Annotated in this window: 13 protein-coding genes; 10 read left to right on the top strand and 3 right to left on the bottom strand. The window is 63.6% G+C overall.

Going from position 1 to position 14,108, the window contains the following annotated elements:
• Positions 1-94: 94 nt before the first annotated feature.
• Both ilvA and LJX93_RS25530 read left to right on the top strand, forming a co-directional pair.
• On the top strand, positions 95-1,609 hold the full coding sequence (gene ilvA / locus LJX93_RS25535; RefSeq protein ID WP_033702075.1) for a threonine ammonia-lyase, biosynthetic: 1,515 nt from the start codon (positions 95-97) through the stop codon (positions 1,607-1,609).
• 44 nt (positions 1,610-1,653) lie between these two features.
• Positions 1,654-2,079, top strand: a complete 426-nt coding sequence (locus LJX93_RS25530) for a DUF2269 family protein (RefSeq protein ID WP_033702073.1) — start codon at positions 1,654-1,656, stop codon at positions 2,077-2,079.
• Between the two features lie 51 nt (positions 2,080-2,130).
• Here the strand turns inward: LJX93_RS25530 and LJX93_RS25525 are convergent, their stop codons facing one another.
• On the bottom strand, positions 2,131-2,787 hold the full coding sequence (locus tag LJX93_RS25525; RefSeq protein ID WP_033702072.1) for an HAD family hydrolase: 657 nt from the start codon (positions 2,785-2,787) through the stop codon (positions 2,131-2,133).
• A gap of 141 nt (positions 2,788-2,928) precedes the next feature.
• On the opposite strand from LJX93_RS25525, the gene LJX93_RS25520 reads away from it, so the two are divergent.
• Together LJX93_RS25520 and ptsP are read left to right on the top strand one after the other, a co-directional pair.
• Positions 2,929-3,408 (top strand): RNA pyrophosphohydrolase, encoded by a 480-nt coding sequence (locus LJX93_RS25520; protein WP_003249017.1) that lies wholly within the window; start codon positions 2,929-2,931, stop codon positions 3,406-3,408.
• Positions 3,409-3,430: 22 nt separating this feature from the next.
• Positions 3,431-5,710: a phosphoenolpyruvate--protein phosphotransferase gene (gene ptsP / locus LJX93_RS25515; protein WP_033702071.1), complete on the top strand. Its 2,280-nt coding sequence runs from the start codon at positions 3,431-3,433 to the stop codon at positions 5,708-5,710.
• A gap of 42 nt (positions 5,711-5,752) precedes the next feature.
• Here ptsP and LJX93_RS25510 read toward each other — a convergent pair whose 3' ends face one another.
• Positions 5,753-6,499 carry an NRDE family protein gene (locus LJX93_RS25510; RefSeq protein WP_033702070.1) on the bottom strand — a complete coding sequence of 249 codons (747 nt, stop codon included), beginning with the start codon at positions 6,497-6,499 and terminating at the stop codon, positions 5,753-5,755.
• A 130-nt stretch (positions 6,500-6,629) separates the two neighbouring features.
• Here LJX93_RS25510 and LJX93_RS25505 point away from each other — a divergent pair, with 130 nt between their 5' ends.
• The 3 genes from LJX93_RS25505 to LJX93_RS25495 are packed head-to-tail and all read left to right on the top strand — an operon-like array spanning position 6,630 to position 9,272.
• Entirely contained in the window at positions 6,630-7,412 is a 783-nt protein-coding gene (locus LJX93_RS25505) for a sulfite exporter TauE/SafE family protein (protein ID WP_033702067.1), read from the top strand.
• A 29-nt stretch (positions 7,413-7,441) separates the two neighbouring features.
• Complete coding sequence (lgt, locus tag LJX93_RS25500; RefSeq protein ID WP_033702066.1) at positions 7,442-8,251, top strand: prolipoprotein diacylglyceryl transferase; 810 nt, start codon at positions 7,442-7,444, stop codon at positions 8,249-8,251.
• A 49-nt stretch (positions 8,252-8,300) separates the two neighbouring features.
• On the top strand, positions 8,301-9,272 hold the full coding sequence (locus LJX93_RS25495) for a thymidylate synthase (protein ID WP_033702064.1): 972 nt from the start codon (positions 8,301-8,303) through the stop codon (positions 9,270-9,272).
• Between the two features lie 39 nt (positions 9,273-9,311).
• Here the strand turns inward: LJX93_RS25495 and cadR are convergent, their stop codons facing one another.
• Positions 9,312-9,755, bottom strand: coding sequence for a cadmium resistance transcriptional regulator CadR (gene cadR / locus LJX93_RS25490; protein WP_033702063.1), 444 nt, complete (start codon positions 9,753-9,755; stop codon positions 9,312-9,314).
• Positions 9,756-9,838: 83 nt separating this feature from the next.
• Here cadR and LJX93_RS25485 point away from each other — a divergent pair, with 83 nt between their 5' ends.
• The 3 genes from LJX93_RS25485 to LJX93_RS25475 all read left to right on the top strand — a co-directional run bounded on the left by LJX93_RS25485 (position 9,839) and on the right by LJX93_RS25475 (position 14,107).
• Positions 9,839-12,052, top strand: a complete 2,214-nt coding sequence (locus tag LJX93_RS25485) for a heavy metal translocating P-type ATPase (protein ID WP_227696523.1) — start codon at positions 9,839-9,841, stop codon at positions 12,050-12,052.
• Between the two features lie 9 nt (positions 12,053-12,061).
• On the top strand, positions 12,062-12,931 hold the full coding sequence (locus LJX93_RS25480; RefSeq protein WP_033702061.1) for a LysR family transcriptional regulator: 870 nt from the start codon (positions 12,062-12,064) through the stop codon (positions 12,929-12,931).
• 117 nt (positions 12,932-13,048) lie between these two features.
• Positions 13,049-14,107, top strand: coding sequence for a putative 2-aminoethylphosphonate ABC transporter ATP-binding protein (locus LJX93_RS25475; RefSeq protein WP_095063915.1), 1,059 nt, complete (start codon positions 13,049-13,051; stop codon positions 14,105-14,107).
• The last annotated feature ends 1 nt before the right edge of the window (position 14,108 follow it).

Raw genomic sequence — 14,108 nt, 5'->3', positions numbered from 1 at the left:
TAGTATAACGGCTTGCGCGGCTTTGCTGTGGTCGCCCGACGTAGCGCTGGGGTAGACTCGCAGCCCTTGTCCTGCGGCCAGTGATGCTTTCCCGATGCTCGAACAGTACGTCAAGAAGATCCTCACCTCGCGCGTCTACGACGTCGCTGTCGAAACCCCGCTGCAAAGCGCCGGGCAGCTGAGCAAGCGCCTGGGCAACCAGATTTTGCTCAAGCGTGAAGACCTGCAACCGGTGTTCTCGTTCAAGATCCGTGGGGCGTACAACAAGCTGGCGCAATTGAGCCCGGAAGAACTGGCCCGCGGTGTGGTCACCGCTTCGGCCGGCAACCATGCCCAGGGCCTGGCCCTGGCGGCCCGCGAGCTGGGTATCAAGGCCACGATCGTGATGCCCAAGACCACCCCGGAGATCAAGATCGAAGGCGTGCGTTCGCGTGGCGGCAAGGTGGTGCTGCATGGCGACTCGTTCCCCGAGGCGCTGGCCTACTCGCTGAAGCTGGTCGACGAAAAGGGCTTCGTCTATATCCACCCTTATGATGACCCGCACACCATCGCCGGCCAGGGCACCGTGGCCATGGAAATCCTGCGTCAGCACCCAGGCCGGCTGGACGCGATCTTCGTGCCGGTCGGTGGCGGCGGCCTGATCGCCGGTATCGCTGCCTACGTGAAGTACCTGCGCCCGGAAATCAAGGTGATCGGCGTCGAGCCGGACGACTCCAACTGCTTGCAGGCCGCCATGGCTGCGGGCGAGCGCGTGGTGCTGCCGCAGGTCGGGCTGTTCGCCGACGGTGTGGCGGTGGCGCAGATCGGCCAGCACACGTTCGATATTTGCCGCCTGCACGTGGATGAGGTGGTTACCGTCAGTACTGATGAGATCTGCGCAGCAATCAAGGATATCTACGACGATACCCGCTCGATCACCGAGCCTGCCGGGGCGCTGGGTGTTGCCGGCATCAAGAAGTATGTCGAGCTGTACGGCGTGACCGGCCAGACCCTGGTCGCCATCGATTCGGGCGCCAACGTGAACTTCGATCGCCTGCGCCATGTGGCCGAGCGGGCCGAACTGGGCGAGAAGCGCGAGGCGATCATCGCCGTCACCATCCCCGAGCGCCCTGGCAGCTTCAAGGCCTTCTGCGAAGCGATCGGCAAACGCCAGATCACCGAATTCAACTACCGCAAGCACACCTCCGACGAGGCGCATATCTTCGTCGGCGTGCAAACCCACCCGGACAACGACCCGCGCGCGGTGCTGGTGCAGCAGTTGATCGAGCAGGGCTTCCCGGTCACCGACCTGACCGACAACGAACTGGCCAAGCTGCACATCCGGCACATGGTCGGTGGCCATTCGGCCGGTGCCAGTGATGAGATCGTGCTGCGCTTCGAGTTCCCGGAGCGTCCGGGTGCGTTGTTCAACTTCCTCAACAAACTGGGCGGGCGCTGGAATATCTCGATGTTCCACTACCGTAACCACGGCGCGGCCGACGGGCGTGTGGTGGCGGGGCTGCAGGTGCCAGAGGACGAGCGCCACCTGGTGCCGGCGGCCTTGGCGAAAATCGGCTACCCGTATTGGGACGAGACCGAGAACCCGGCTTACCGGCTGTTTCTGGGCTGAGCGGCTAAGCTGGGGCTGACGGCCTGCACAAGGACAATCGAAACATGGAACATCTGACCACACTCAAAACCTTGCACATCCTCGCCACCGCGCTGCTGCTTCTGGGCGCGCTGGGCCTGGCGATCTGGACGGTTCGCGCCCGCAGGCTGGGCGATGGCGAGGCTTACGGCAAATTGCTGCGGCGGCCGCTGGTGTTCGTCTGGCTGGTCATGGGCCTGTGCCTGGTGAGCATGCCGTTCACGGGCTGGTGGCTGGTGCACCTGGTAGGCTGGCCGCTGGGGCAGACCTGGGTGCTGGCCTCCAGCGTCATCTATACCTTCGGGGCATTGGCGGTGTGGTGGTTGCTGGTGCGCTTGAACCGGCTGCGCAAGGCTGAGGTGGTGGGGTTGCGGTTTACCTTGGCCTTGGCGGTGTTCAGCGGGGTGTGCTTCCTGTCGATTGCCGGGCTGATGGGCGCCAAGCCGGTCTGAAGCTGCCGGCCGCTTCGCAGGTATCCGCCAAGCGGCCGACACAGAAAAACATCAATCCCTCAGCGAAATTACCGGCCACCCGCGCTGCTGCGCCTCCGCCTGCAGGTTAGGGTCCGGGTCCACTGCCACCGGGTGAGTCACCTGCTGCAGCAACGGCAAGTCATTCATCGAATCGCTATAGAAATAGCTGTCTGCCAGGTCATAGTCGTTTTCCAGCATCCAGCGCTGCAACCTCGTCACCTTGCCTTCACGGAAACACGGTATATCGGTACTGCGCCCGGTAAACCGGCCATCACGGGTTTCGCATTCGGTCGCCAGCAGGGTGCGCACGCCCAGACGGCGGGCAATCGGCGCGGTCACGAAACGGTTGGTGGCAGTGATGATTACCAGTTTGTCGCCCGCTTCGCGGTGCTGCTGCAGCAATGCCAGGGCCTTGGGCAGGATGATCGGCTCGATGCAGTCGCGCATGAAATCGCGGTGCCACGCGTCGAGCTGGGCCGTAGGCGTTGCCGCGAGAATCTCCATGGAAAAGGCCAGGTAGGCCTGCAGGTCCAGGGTGCCGTGCAGGTAGTCCTGGTAGAAGGCATCGTTGCGTTGTTTGTAGGCAACCGGGTCGAGGATGCCGCGTTCGCACAGATAGTCACCCCAGGCATGGTCGCTGTCGCCACCGAGGAGGGTATTGTCCAGGTCGAATAAAGCCAGGCGCATCGCGTTCACTCGCATCAGCCACAGGGTAGGCCCGCAGAATACGGAGTTTTCACCTCGCTGCACATAAGCTTGGCGGGCGCGTTGCTGCGCTCGCAGGCTTTGTGGAACAATGCGGTGACATGCGTTTGCGAGGTTGCTGCCGTGATCGACCCGGATGGTTTTCGCCCCAATGTCGGGATCATTCTCACGAATGATGCCGGGCAGGTGCTATGGGCTCGACGGATCAACCAGGATGCCTGGCAATTCCCCCAGGGTGGTATCAACCCTGACGAGACGCCGGAAGATGCCCTGTACCGCGAGCTGAACGAAGAAGTTGGCCTTGAACGCGATGATGTGGAAATTCTTGCCTGCACCCGCGGCTGGTTGCGTTATCGTTTACCCCAGCGTCTGGTGCGTACGCACAGCCAGCCGCTGTGCATCGGCCAGAAACAGAAGTGGTTTCTGCTGCGTCTGGTCAGCAATGAACAAAGGGTACGGATGGACCTGACGGGCAAGCCGGAGTTCGACGGCTGGCGCTGGGTCAGCTATTGGTACCCGCTGGGCCAGGTTGTGACATTCAAGCGCGAGGTCTACCGTCGCGCCCTGAAAGAGCTAGCACCGCGTCTGCTGACGCGCGACTGACGACGGAGTTCGACCCCGAGCCATGCTCAATACGCTGCGCAAGATCGTCCAGGAAGTGAACTCCGCCAAAGATCTCAAGACGGCGTTGGGGATCATTGTCTTGCGCGTCAAGGAGGCCATGGGCAGCCAGGTCTGCTCGGTCTATCTGCTCGACCCGGAAACCAACCGCTTCGTGCTGATGGCCTCCGAGGGCCTGAACAAGCGTTCGATCGGCAAGGTCAGCATGGCCCCCAACGAGGGCCTGGTCGGCCTGGTCGGTACCCGGGAAGAGCCGCTGAACCTGGAAAACGCCGCCGATCACCCGCGTTATCGCTACTTTGCCGAAACCGGTGAAGAAAAATTCGCCTCCTTCCTGGGTGCGCCGATCATTCACCACCGTCGTGTGGTTGGGGTATTGGTCATCCAGCAGAAGGAGCGCCGCCAGTTCGATGAGGGCGAAGAAGCCTTCCTGGTCACCATGAGCGCCCAGCTCGCCGGGGTTATCGCCCATGCCGAGGCGACTGGCTCGATTCGTGGCCTGGGCCGCCAGGGCAAGGGCATCCAGGAAGCTCGCTTCGTCGGTGTGCCGGGCTCGCCAGGCGCTGCCGTGGGGCGTGCGGTGGTGATGCTGCCGCCGGCCGACCTCGAAGTGGTGCCAGACAAGACCGTCGAAGACATCGACGCTGAACTCAAGCTGTTCCAGAACGCCCTTGAAGGCGTGCGCGCCGACATGCGCAAGCTGTCGGCAAAGCTGGCCACCCAGCTGCGCCCCGAAGAGCGCGCCTTGTTCGACGTGTACCTGATGATGCTCGAGGACGCCGCCCTGGGTGGCGAAGTGACCGAGGTCATCAAGACCGGCCAGTGGGCCCAGGGCGCGTTGCGCCAGGTGGTCGGCGAACACGTCAACCGCTTCGAACTGATGGACGACGACTACCTGCGTGAGCGGGCTTCGGACGTCAAGGACCTTGGCCGCCGACTGCTGGCCTACCTGCAGGAGGCACGCTCGCAGTCGCTGGTGTACGCCGACAACACCATCCTGGTCAGCGAAGAACTGACCCCGGCGATGCTCGGCGAAGTGCCTGAAGGCAAGCTGGTCGGCCTGGTTTCGGTACTGGGCTCGGGCAACTCCCACGTCGCTATCCTGGCCCGTGCCATGGGTATCCCCACGGTGATGGGCCTGGTCGACCTGCCGTATTCGAAGGTCGACGGCATCGAGCTGATCGTCGACGGTTACAAGGGTGAGGTGTTCACCAACCCCAGCGACGTGCTGCGCAAGCAGTACAGCGAAGTGGTCGAGGAGGAGCGCCAGCTGGCGCAGGGCCTGGATGCACTGCGTGAGCTGCCTTGCATCACCCCCGACGGCCACCGTATGCCGCTGTGGGTCAACACCGGCCTGCTGGCCGACGTCGCACGTGCCCAGCAGCGCGGCGCCGAAGGGGTAGGCCTGTACCGCACCGAAGTGCCGTTCATGATTAATCAGCGCTTCCCCAGCGAGAAAGAGCAGCTGGCGATCTACCGTGAGCAACTGGCGGCCTTTCACCCGCTGCCGGTGACCATGCGTACCCTGGATATCGGCGGGGACAAGGCGCTGTCCTACTTCCCGATCAAGGAAGAAAACCCCTTCCTGGGTTGGCGCGGCATCCGCGTCACCCTCGACCACCCGGAAATCTTCCTGGTCCAGACCCGCGCGATGCTCAAGGCCAGCGAAGGCCTGAACAACCTGCGTATCCTGCTGCCGATGATTTCCGGCATCCATGAGCTGGAAGAAGCCCTGCACCTGATTCACCGCGCCTGGGGCGAGGTGCGTGACGAAGGCACCGATGTGCCGATGCCGCCGGTTGGGGTGATGGTCGAAATCCCCGCGGCGGTGTACCAGACCAAGGAGCTGGCGCGGCAGGTCGACTTCCTGTCGGTCGGTTCCAACGACCTGACCCAATACCTGCTGGCAGTCGACCGTAACAACCCACGGGTCGCCGACCTGTACGACTACCTGCACCCGGCGGTGCTGCAGGCGCTCAATACCGTGGTGCGCGATGCCCACGGCGAGGGCAAGCCGGTGAGCATCTGCGGTGAGATGGCCGGTGACCCGGCGGCGGCGGTACTGTTGATGGCCATGGGCTTCGACAGCCTATCGATGAACGCCACCAACCTGCCCAAGGTGAAGTGGATGCTGCGCCAGATCAACATGAGCAAGGCCAAGGAACTGCTGACCGATGCCATGAGCCATGACAACCCGCAGGTTATCCACAGCTCGTTGCAGCTGGCGTTGAAGAACCTTGGGCTGGCGCGGATGATCGGGCCTGGTGCCAACAAGACCCTCTGATACCTGCCCCGCGAAGGGGCCGGTACTGCCGAAACACTTCTATCAGACCATTACCTCAACTTCCCCCAAATGCCCCCCAAACGGCCCGAAACTGCGTTCGATAAGCCGCCTTTCACCCTGATCATCCACGATCAGCACCGTACTGGCCCGCGTTCCATAATTCTGGCTGGCAATAAACACACTCGACAGCAGCTTCTCGGTCGCTACCCCCACGCCAGTCTCCGGCAGCTCAGCCTCAGGCGCCGTCTCGCCATCGGCCAGCAACGCCAGCAAACGCTGCGGGTCAGCTGAGCCCAGCAACCGTTCCAGGCCGTCGCGCGCCTTGACCAGCTTGGGCCACGGCGTATCCAGCCCGGCATTGGAAAGCCCGTACACCCCAGCCTCCAGCAAACGCGGCGCCGCGTCTCGAGCGTGCAGATACCCCAGCTGCGTACCATCGCCCACCAGCAGGTTGAACCCCGAATACTGGCTGCTGCGGCTGGCCACCTGGTCCAGATACGCTTCAACGCCAAGCTCACCCTGCAGAAACGCCGCCACCAGCTCCCCACGGGAACGCACGCCAAGCGCCTGCCCAGGGTCGCGAATGTTGGTCAGCGCAGCGAAGCGCCCCTGCGGCCCCACGCCGAGCCACGTGCCGCCGGCCTCCAGGTCACGTCCGGCATACACCCCAGGCGCATCCTCCCAGGCCGCCAGGGCCTGCGTGGGGCGGGCATAGAACTCGTCGCGGTTGGCCGCCACGATCAGCGGCAGGGCATGCCCCGGCCGCCAGGCGAATACGATCAGGCACATCGGTTGGGCCTCTGTGTTTTGTGCCACTGTACCCACTGCGGCGGTGCTGATCCATCCTGTCACGAAGTTCACTAGAGCCTCGAGCCCGGCTTCCGTTACCATGCCGGATTGATTTGCTCAGGGGCAACGAATGGAGTTCGTACTCTATCTGCTGTTAGGCGCATGCGCTGGCGTGCTGGCCGGGCTGTTCGGCGTGGGCGGTGGCATCATCATCGTGCCGGTACTGGTGTTCAGCTTCACCTTGCAGGGCTTCGACCCTTCGGTATTGACCCACCTGGCAGTCGGCACTTCGTTGGCAACCATCATTTTCACCTCGATCAATGCGGTGCTCGAGCACCATCGCCGTGGAGCGGTGCAATGGCCGATCTTCGCCTGGATGACCGTGGGCATCCTGCTCGGCGCCGGCGTCGGCGCCAAGACCGCATCCTTGATCCAGGGCCCGCTGCTGCAGAAGATCATCGGTGTGTTCGCCCTGATCATCGCCGCGCAAATGGCCCTGGACCTCAAGCCCAAGGCCAGCCGCGGCATCCCTGGCAAGCCCGCGCTGACCGCAGCAGGCGGGGTGATTGGCTGGGCTTCGGCGATCTTCGGTATCGGTGGCGGCTCGTTGACCGTGCCGTTCCTGACCTGGCGCAGCCTGCCCATGCAGCAGGCGGTGGCAACGTCCTCGGCCTGTGGCCTGCCGATTGCCCTGGCCAGTGCCCTGAGCTTCATGTGGCTGGGCTGGCACCAACAGCACCTGCCGGCGCACAGCCTGGGTTACGTGTACCTGCCAGCGCTGCTCGGCATCGCCGTGACCAGCATGTTTTTCGCCCGCTTCGGCGCGCGCCTGGCGCACAAGCTGTCGCCACGCCTGCTCAAGCGTCTGTTCGCCGCGTTGCTGTTCTGCGTCGGCCTCAGCTTTTTGATTTAGCTCGCTGATTTGAAACTAGAGGAATATCCATGCTGCCTTACCCGCAGATAGACCCCGTGGCCGTGGCCCTCGGGCCACTGAAAATCCACTGGTACGGCCTGATGTACCTGGTCGGTATTGGCGGCGCCTGGCTGCTCGCCTCGCGTCGGCTGAACCGCTTCGACCCCACCTGGTCCCGTGAAAAGCTGTCCGACCTGGTGTTCTGGTTGTCGATGGGGGTGATCGTCGGCGGTCGCCTGGGCTACGTGCTGTTCTATGACCTGCACGCCTACCTGGCCAACCCGACGCTGATTTTCGAGGTGTGGAAGGGCGGCATGTCGTTCCATGGCGGCTTCATCGGCGTGATGCTGGCGGCGTTGTGGTTCGGCAAGCGCAACAACAAGACCTTCTTCGAGCTGATGGACTTCGTCGCGCCGATGGTACCGATCGGCCTGGGCGCCGGGCGTATCGGCAACTTCATCAATGCCGAGCTGTGGGGCAAGGCCACCGACGTGCCGTGGGCAATGGTGTTCCCGCCGTTCAGCGACCCTGAGCAACTGCCACGCCACCCGTCGCAGCTGTACCAGTTCGCCCTGGAAGGCGTGGCGCTGTTCCTGATTCTCTGGCTGTATTCGCGCAAGCCGCGGCCAACCATGGCGGTCTCCGGGATGTTCGCGCTGTTCTACGGCATCTTCCGCTTCATCGTCGAATTCGTCCGGGTACCCGATGCCCAGCTGGGCTACATCGCCTGGGGCTGGCTGACCATGGGTCAGATACTCTGCATCCCGATGATTCTGGCCGGCCTCGGATTGATCTGGTGGGCTTATAATCGCAAACCCACGGCGACACCCGCCATCTGATTCCCGACGGCAGGGGCGATCCCCCTGCCGTTCTTGCTACAGGTAAGCCATGAAACAGTATCTTGACCTGGTCCGTGACGTCATCGAAAACGGCACCCTGCAGGAAAACCGCACCGGCATCCGCACCATCAGCCTGCCGGGCGCCATGCTGCGCTTCGACCTGCAGAAGGGCTTTCCGGCCATCACCACGCGCAAGCTGGCGTTCAAGTCGGCCATCGGCGAGATGGTCGGTTTTCTGCGTGGCGTGAAGAACGCCGGTGAATTCCGCGACCTGGGCTGCAAGGTCTGGGACCAGAACGCCAACGAAAACGCCCAGTGGCTGGCCAACCCGTTCCGCCAGGGGCATGACGACCTGGGTGAGATCTACGGCGTTCAGTGGCGCCAGTGGCCGGGCTACAAGCGTGTACCGCTGAGCAACCCGGCGGCCATCGAAATGGCTGAAAAGCAGGGGTTCCGCAAGATTGCCCAGGACGAGGAAGACGGCCAGGCCTTTGTCATCCTGTACAAGGCCATCGACCAGGTGCGCCAGTGCCTGGACACCATCGCCAACGACCCGGGCAGCCGGCGCATCCTGTTCCACGGCTGGAACTGCGCCCAGCTGGATGAAATGGCCCTGCCGCCGTGCCACCTGCTGTACCAGTTCCACCCGAATGCCGAGACTCGGGAAATTTCCCTGACCCTGTACATTCGCTCCAACGACCTGGGCCTGGGCACGCCGTTCAACCTCACCGAGGGCGCGGCTTTGCTGTCGCTGTTCGGCCGCCTGACCGGCTACACGCCGCGCTGGTTCACGTATTTCATTGGCGATGCCCATGTGTATGAGAACCACCTGGACATGCTCAACGAACAGCTCAAACGCGAGCCGCTGCAAGCGCCGAAGCTGGTGATCAGCGACCGCGTGCCAGCGTTTGCCGAGACCGGCAAGTATGAGCCGCAGTGGCTGGAGCAGATCGAGCCGAGTGATTTCAGCCTGGAAGGGTATGAGCACCATGCGCCGATGACGGCGCCGATGGCGGTTTAACCTTCGCAATTGCTGGGGGGCAAAGCACCCCCAGCATGCTCAATGCCCGTGGCTTCGTCCCACATGCGAATGCTCACCTTCCGGCAACGATACCGCCCCGTTCACCTCCAGTTGCTGCAAGATCGCGCACTCATTCCCTTGCGCATTGCACCGCTGCCGCAGTTCCATCAACTGCTCCTGCAACGCCACCAACCCATCGATCCGCGCCTGCACATGGGCGATATGCTCATCGATCAACGCATTGACGCTGCCGCACGACCCTTCGGGGCTGTCGCGCAGGCGTAGCAGGCTGCGGATCTCGTCCAGGGTCATGTCCAGGGTGCGGCAGTTGCGGATAAAGGTCAGCCGCTCGACGTGGGCTTGGGTGTAGAGCCGGTAATTGCCGTCGGTGCGCGCCGGCTCTGGCAACAGCTGCTCACGCTCGTAATAGCGGATGGTTTCCACGGCACAATCGGTGGCTTTTGCCAGTTCTCCAATCTTCATCGCGAAATCTCCAGCGGATGGCTTGACCCTATAGTGGCTACAGGGTGTTCACTTGGCAACAGGCTCACTTTAAGGATGACCCAATGAACCAGCCTGCCAGCCCCCACCACAAGCATGACCACCACGCCCACAGCTGCTGCGGTAGCGCCGCCGCCCCGGCGTTGGTGCAGTTGAGCGAAAAAGCCAGCGGCGACGCACAGCTCAGCCGCTTCCGTATCGAGGCCATGGACTGCCCCACCGAGCAAACGCTGATCCAGGACAAGCTGGGCAAGCTGGCGGGCATCGAGCAGTTGGAATTCAACCTGATCAACCGCGTACTTGGCGTGCGTCACACGCTGGGCGGCACCGCCGAGATCGAACGGGCCATCGACAGCCTGGGCATGAATGCCGAACCCCTCATTGAAGGGGACGCGGCAACGGCCGCCAGCGCCTCGCCAAGCAAGACCCGCTGGTGGCCGCTGGGGTTGTCCGCTGTTGCCGCCATTGCCGCGGAAGTGGTGCATTTCACCGGGCTGGCGCCTGAGTGGCTGGTGGCCGCGCTGGCCTTGGCGGCAATCCTGGGTTGCGGCCTGGGCACCTACAAGAAGGGCTGGATCGCCCTGAAAAACCGCAACCTCAACATCAACGCCTTGATGAGCATTGCCGTGACCGGCGCGGTGTTGATCGGCCAGTGGCCGGAAGCGGCCATGGTGATGGTGCTGTTCACGATCGCCGAGTTGATCGAGGCGCGCTCCCTGGACCGGGCCCGCAATGCCATCAGCGGCCTGATGCAACTCACCCCCGACATGGCGACGGTACAGCAGGCCGATGGCCAGTGGCGTGAAGTGGAGGTGCGTGAGGTGGCCATCGGTGCCCAGGTGCGGGTACGGCCAGGTGAGCGCATCGGCCTGGACGGTGAAGTCACCAGCGGGCAATCCAGCGTCGATCAGGCGCCGATCACCGGTGAAAGCCTGCCTGTGGAAAAGGCCATGGGTGACAAGCTGTTCGCCGGCACCATCAACCAGGCCGGTGCCCTGGAGTACCGCGTAACTGCCGCCGCTGGGCAATCGACGCTGGCGCGCATCATCAAGGCTGTCGAGGAGGCCCAAGGCGCCCGTGCGCCCACCCAACGCTTCGTCGATCAGTTCTCGCGTATCTACACCCCGGTGGTCTTTGCCCTGGCCTTGGCCGTGGCGCTGATCCCGCCGCTGTTCCTGGCTGGCGCCTGGTTCGACTGGGTCTACCGTGCGCTGGTGCTGCTGGTGGTGGCCTGCCCGTGTGCACTGGTCATTTCTACCCCGGTTACCATCGTCAGTGGCCTGGCCGCAGCGGCGCGCAAGGGCATCCTGATCAAAGGCGGGGTTTATCTGGAGGGCGGGCGCAAGCTGGATTACCTGGCCCTCGACAAGACGGGCACCCTCACCCACGGCAAGCCGGTGCAGACCGACGCCAAGGTGCTGGAGCCTCTGTTCGAAGGCCGTGCCCAAGCCTTGGCTGCCAGCCTGGGTGAGCGTTCGGACCACCCGGTGTCGCGTGCCATTGCCCAGTTCGGCAAGGCACAAGGGCTGGCCTTGAGCGAGGTGGGCGATTTCGCCGCCCTGGCCGGGCGTGGTGTGCGCGGGGTGATCGAGGGCGAGGTCTACCACCTGGGTAATCACCGCCTGGTGGAGGAGCTGGGCCTGTGCTCGCCGGCGCTGGAGGCGCAGCTGGATGCACTGGAGCGTCAGGGCAAGACCGTGGTCTTGCTGCTCGACCGCAGCGGCCCGCTGGCGTTGTTCGCCGTGGCCGACACGGTCAAGCAAAGCAGTCGCCAGGCCATCGCCGAGCTGCATGAGCTGGGTATCAAGACGGTCATGCTGACCGGTGATAATCCCCATACCGCCGAGGCCATCGCCGCCCAGGTCGGCATCGATCGCGCCGAAGGCAACCTGTTGCCGGACGACAAGCTCAAGACCATCGAAGCGCTGTACAGCCAGGGCCATCGGGTGGGCATGGTCGGCGACGGTATCAACGATGCGCCGGCCCTGGCCCGTGCCGAAATCGGCTTTGCCATGGCCGCTGCTGGTACCGACACCGCCATCGAGACGGCCGATGTGGCGTTGATGGACGACGACTTGCGCAAAATCCCGGCCTTCGTCAGGCTGTCGCGCCAAAGTGCGGCGATTCTCAGGCAGAACATCATTCTGGCCCTGGGCATCAAGGCGATTTTCCTGGCGATCACCTTTGCCGGCATGGCCACCTTGTGGATGGCAGTGTTTGCCGACATGGGCGTGAGCCTGCTGGTGGTGTTCAACGGCTTGCGCCTTTTGCGCAGATAGAGGACGTGCATGCAGAGTTCCGAGCTCAAAGCCTTCTACATGGTGGCCCGCCTGGGCAGCATCACCCTGGCGGCGAAGAAGCTCGGGCTCAGCCAGCCCACGGTGACCACGCAGATCCGCAACCTCGAAGCCCAGTACGCGGTGGAGCTGTTCTACCGTGGCGGGCGGCGCCTGGTGCTGAGCGAGGAGGGCGTGCGCCTGCTGCCGATGGTCAAGGCGCTGCTGCAGCAAGAGGCCGACATCGAGTTCGAACTGCGCAACAGTGGCCAGGCCCAGGGCAGCCTGCGCATCGCGGCCACTGCGCCTTACTACATTCTCGACCTGGTGAAGATCTTCCGTGAGCGCCTGCCCCAGGTGGATGTGACGGTGGAGATCGGCAACTCGCAGCAAGTGCTGGAAATGCTCGAAGACTACCGGGTCGATATCGCTGCCTCGTCGCAACTGCTGGAGGATGCACGCCTGGTGCGCCGCGTGCTGGGCACCGACCCGCTGGTGGTGGCGGTACACCGTAACCATCCGTTGGCCCATCGCCAGGCGGTGTCCATCGACGTGGTGGCCGGGCATTGCCTGTTGATGCGCGAGCAGGGCTCGACCACGCGCAAGCTGACCGAGCAGATGCTGCAGGAGGCGGGCGTCAAGGCCGCAACATTGCTGGAAATCGGCAGCCGCGAGTCGATCCGTGAGGCGGTGTTGCGCAACATCGGCATCAGTGTGATCGCCCGACATGAAGTGCCGCACAACCCCGAATTACGGGTGTTGGTGCTGGAGGGGGCGCCGCTGATGCATGAATACCTGTACTGCCTGAAGGAGCGGCGCCAGGCGCGTTTGCCTGCAGCGTTTCTGGGGGTTGCACAAGAAGTGGCCGGTTCACAGTTCTAGGTCAGTGATGCAGATACAAAATCTGCCTATACCACTATCGCCAGCTTTTGCCTGAACGCCACAGAACCGTCGCACAGGCTTCCTAGCATGGCCCCATCTCTTCGATGAGGCCCTGCCATGAACAACGCCACCTCGGGCGCACAAATGAAAGTGCGCAATATCCACAAGCGCTTCGGCGCCTTCACGGCGCTTAACGATGTCTCCCTGGACATCGCCGCGGGCGAGCTGGTGTGCCTGCTCGGCCCATCCGGTTGCGGCAAGACCACGTTGTTGCGCTGCATCGCCGGCCTCGAACGCCAGGACCGCGGCGAGCTGTACATCGGTGAGCGCGACATCTCCGAGCTGCCACCCCAAGCCCGGGACTACGGCATCCTGTTCCAGTCCTACGCGCTGTTTCCCAACCTCACCGTCGAAGCCAACATCGCCTACGGCCTGATGAGCAGTGGCCGTGAGCAAGCGCGCCAGCGGGTGGTTGAAATGCTCCAGCTGGTTGGCCTGTCCGGTAGCGAAAAAAAGTACCCCGGCCAGCTTTCTGGCGGCCAGCAGCAGCGTGTGGCCCTGGCGCGTGCCCTGGCGCCGGCACCTTCGTTGTTGCTGCTGGATGAGCCGATGTCGGCGCTGGATGCGCGGGTTCGCGAGCACCTGTGCACCGAGCTGCGCCAACTGCAACGCCAGTTGGGTATCACCACTTTGATGGTCACCCACAACCAGGACGAGGCCATGCTGATGGCCGACCGCATCGCGGTGATGAACAACGGCCAGGTCGAGCAGTACGCCACACCGCAGGAAATCTACGACCAGCCTGCCACGCCCTTTGTGGCCGAGTTCGTGGGCCAGGGTAACTGGCTGCCGTTTCAGCGCAGCAGTGACAACCAGGCCCAGGTCGGTGGCATGCGCATGCGCCTGACCCCCGGCTCGGCGCGAGCCAGCAGCGGCCGGCTGTTCTGCCGGCCGGAGGCGATCACCGTCAACCCGGTGGTGCACGAAGAAAACCTGTTTGCGGCCAAGGTCCGCGAGATCACGTTCCTCGGCAACCGCTGCCGCATGAGCTTCGAACTCAAAGACCTGCCCGGCCATGCATTGCTGGCCGAACTGGCCCCCGAGGCCATGCCGCGACTGGGCTCGCAGGACATCTGGGTGGCGCTGCCACCGCAGAGCCTGCAGGTGTTTGCCTGAG

Origin of the sequence: Pseudomonas sp. HN2-3 (assembly GCF_020691745.1) — a bacterium.
GTDB classification, from domain to species: Bacteria; Pseudomonadota; Gammaproteobacteria; order Pseudomonadales; family Pseudomonadaceae; genus Aquipseudomonas; species Aquipseudomonas capeferrum.
The sequence above is the reverse complement of the archived record's forward strand: the minus strand, read 5'-3'. Positions and strand labels throughout refer to the sequence as shown.

Excerpts from the sequence above, each read along its gene's own strand:
- ilvA (WP_033702075.1), top strand. The coding sequence starts at position 95 with ATGCTCGAACAGTACGTCAAGAAGATCCTCACCTCGCGCGTCTACGAC.
- LJX93_RS25530 (WP_033702073.1), top strand. The coding sequence starts at position 1,654 with ATGGAACATCTGACCACACTCAAAACCTTGCACATCCTCGCCACCGCG.
- LJX93_RS25525 (WP_033702072.1), bottom strand. The coding sequence starts at position 2,787 with ATGCGCCTGGCTTTATTCGACCTGGACAATACCCTCCTCGGTGGCGAC.
- ptsP (WP_033702071.1), top strand. The coding sequence starts at position 3,431 with ATGCTCAATACGCTGCGCAAGATCGTCCAGGAAGTGAACTCCGCCAAA.
- LJX93_RS25510 (WP_033702070.1), bottom strand. The coding sequence starts at position 6,499 with ATGTGCCTGATCGTATTCGCCTGGCGGCCGGGGCATGCCCTGCCGCTG.
- LJX93_RS25505 (WP_033702067.1), top strand. The coding sequence starts at position 6,630 with ATGGAGTTCGTACTCTATCTGCTGTTAGGCGCATGCGCTGGCGTGCTG.
- lgt (WP_033702066.1), top strand. The coding sequence starts at position 7,442 with ATGCTGCCTTACCCGCAGATAGACCCCGTGGCCGTGGCCCTCGGGCCA.
- LJX93_RS25495 (WP_033702064.1), top strand. The coding sequence starts at position 8,301 with ATGAAACAGTATCTTGACCTGGTCCGTGACGTCATCGAAAACGGCACC.
- cadR (WP_033702063.1), bottom strand. The coding sequence starts at position 9,755 with ATGAAGATTGGAGAACTGGCAAAAGCCACCGATTGTGCCGTGGAAACC.
- LJX93_RS25485 (WP_227696523.1), top strand. The coding sequence starts at position 9,839 with ATGAACCAGCCTGCCAGCCCCCACCACAAGCATGACCACCACGCCCAC.
- LJX93_RS25480 (WP_033702061.1), top strand. The coding sequence starts at position 12,062 with ATGCAGAGTTCCGAGCTCAAAGCCTTCTACATGGTGGCCCGCCTGGGC.
- LJX93_RS25475 (WP_095063915.1), top strand. The coding sequence starts at position 13,049 with ATGAACAACGCCACCTCGGGCGCACAAATGAAAGTGCGCAATATCCAC.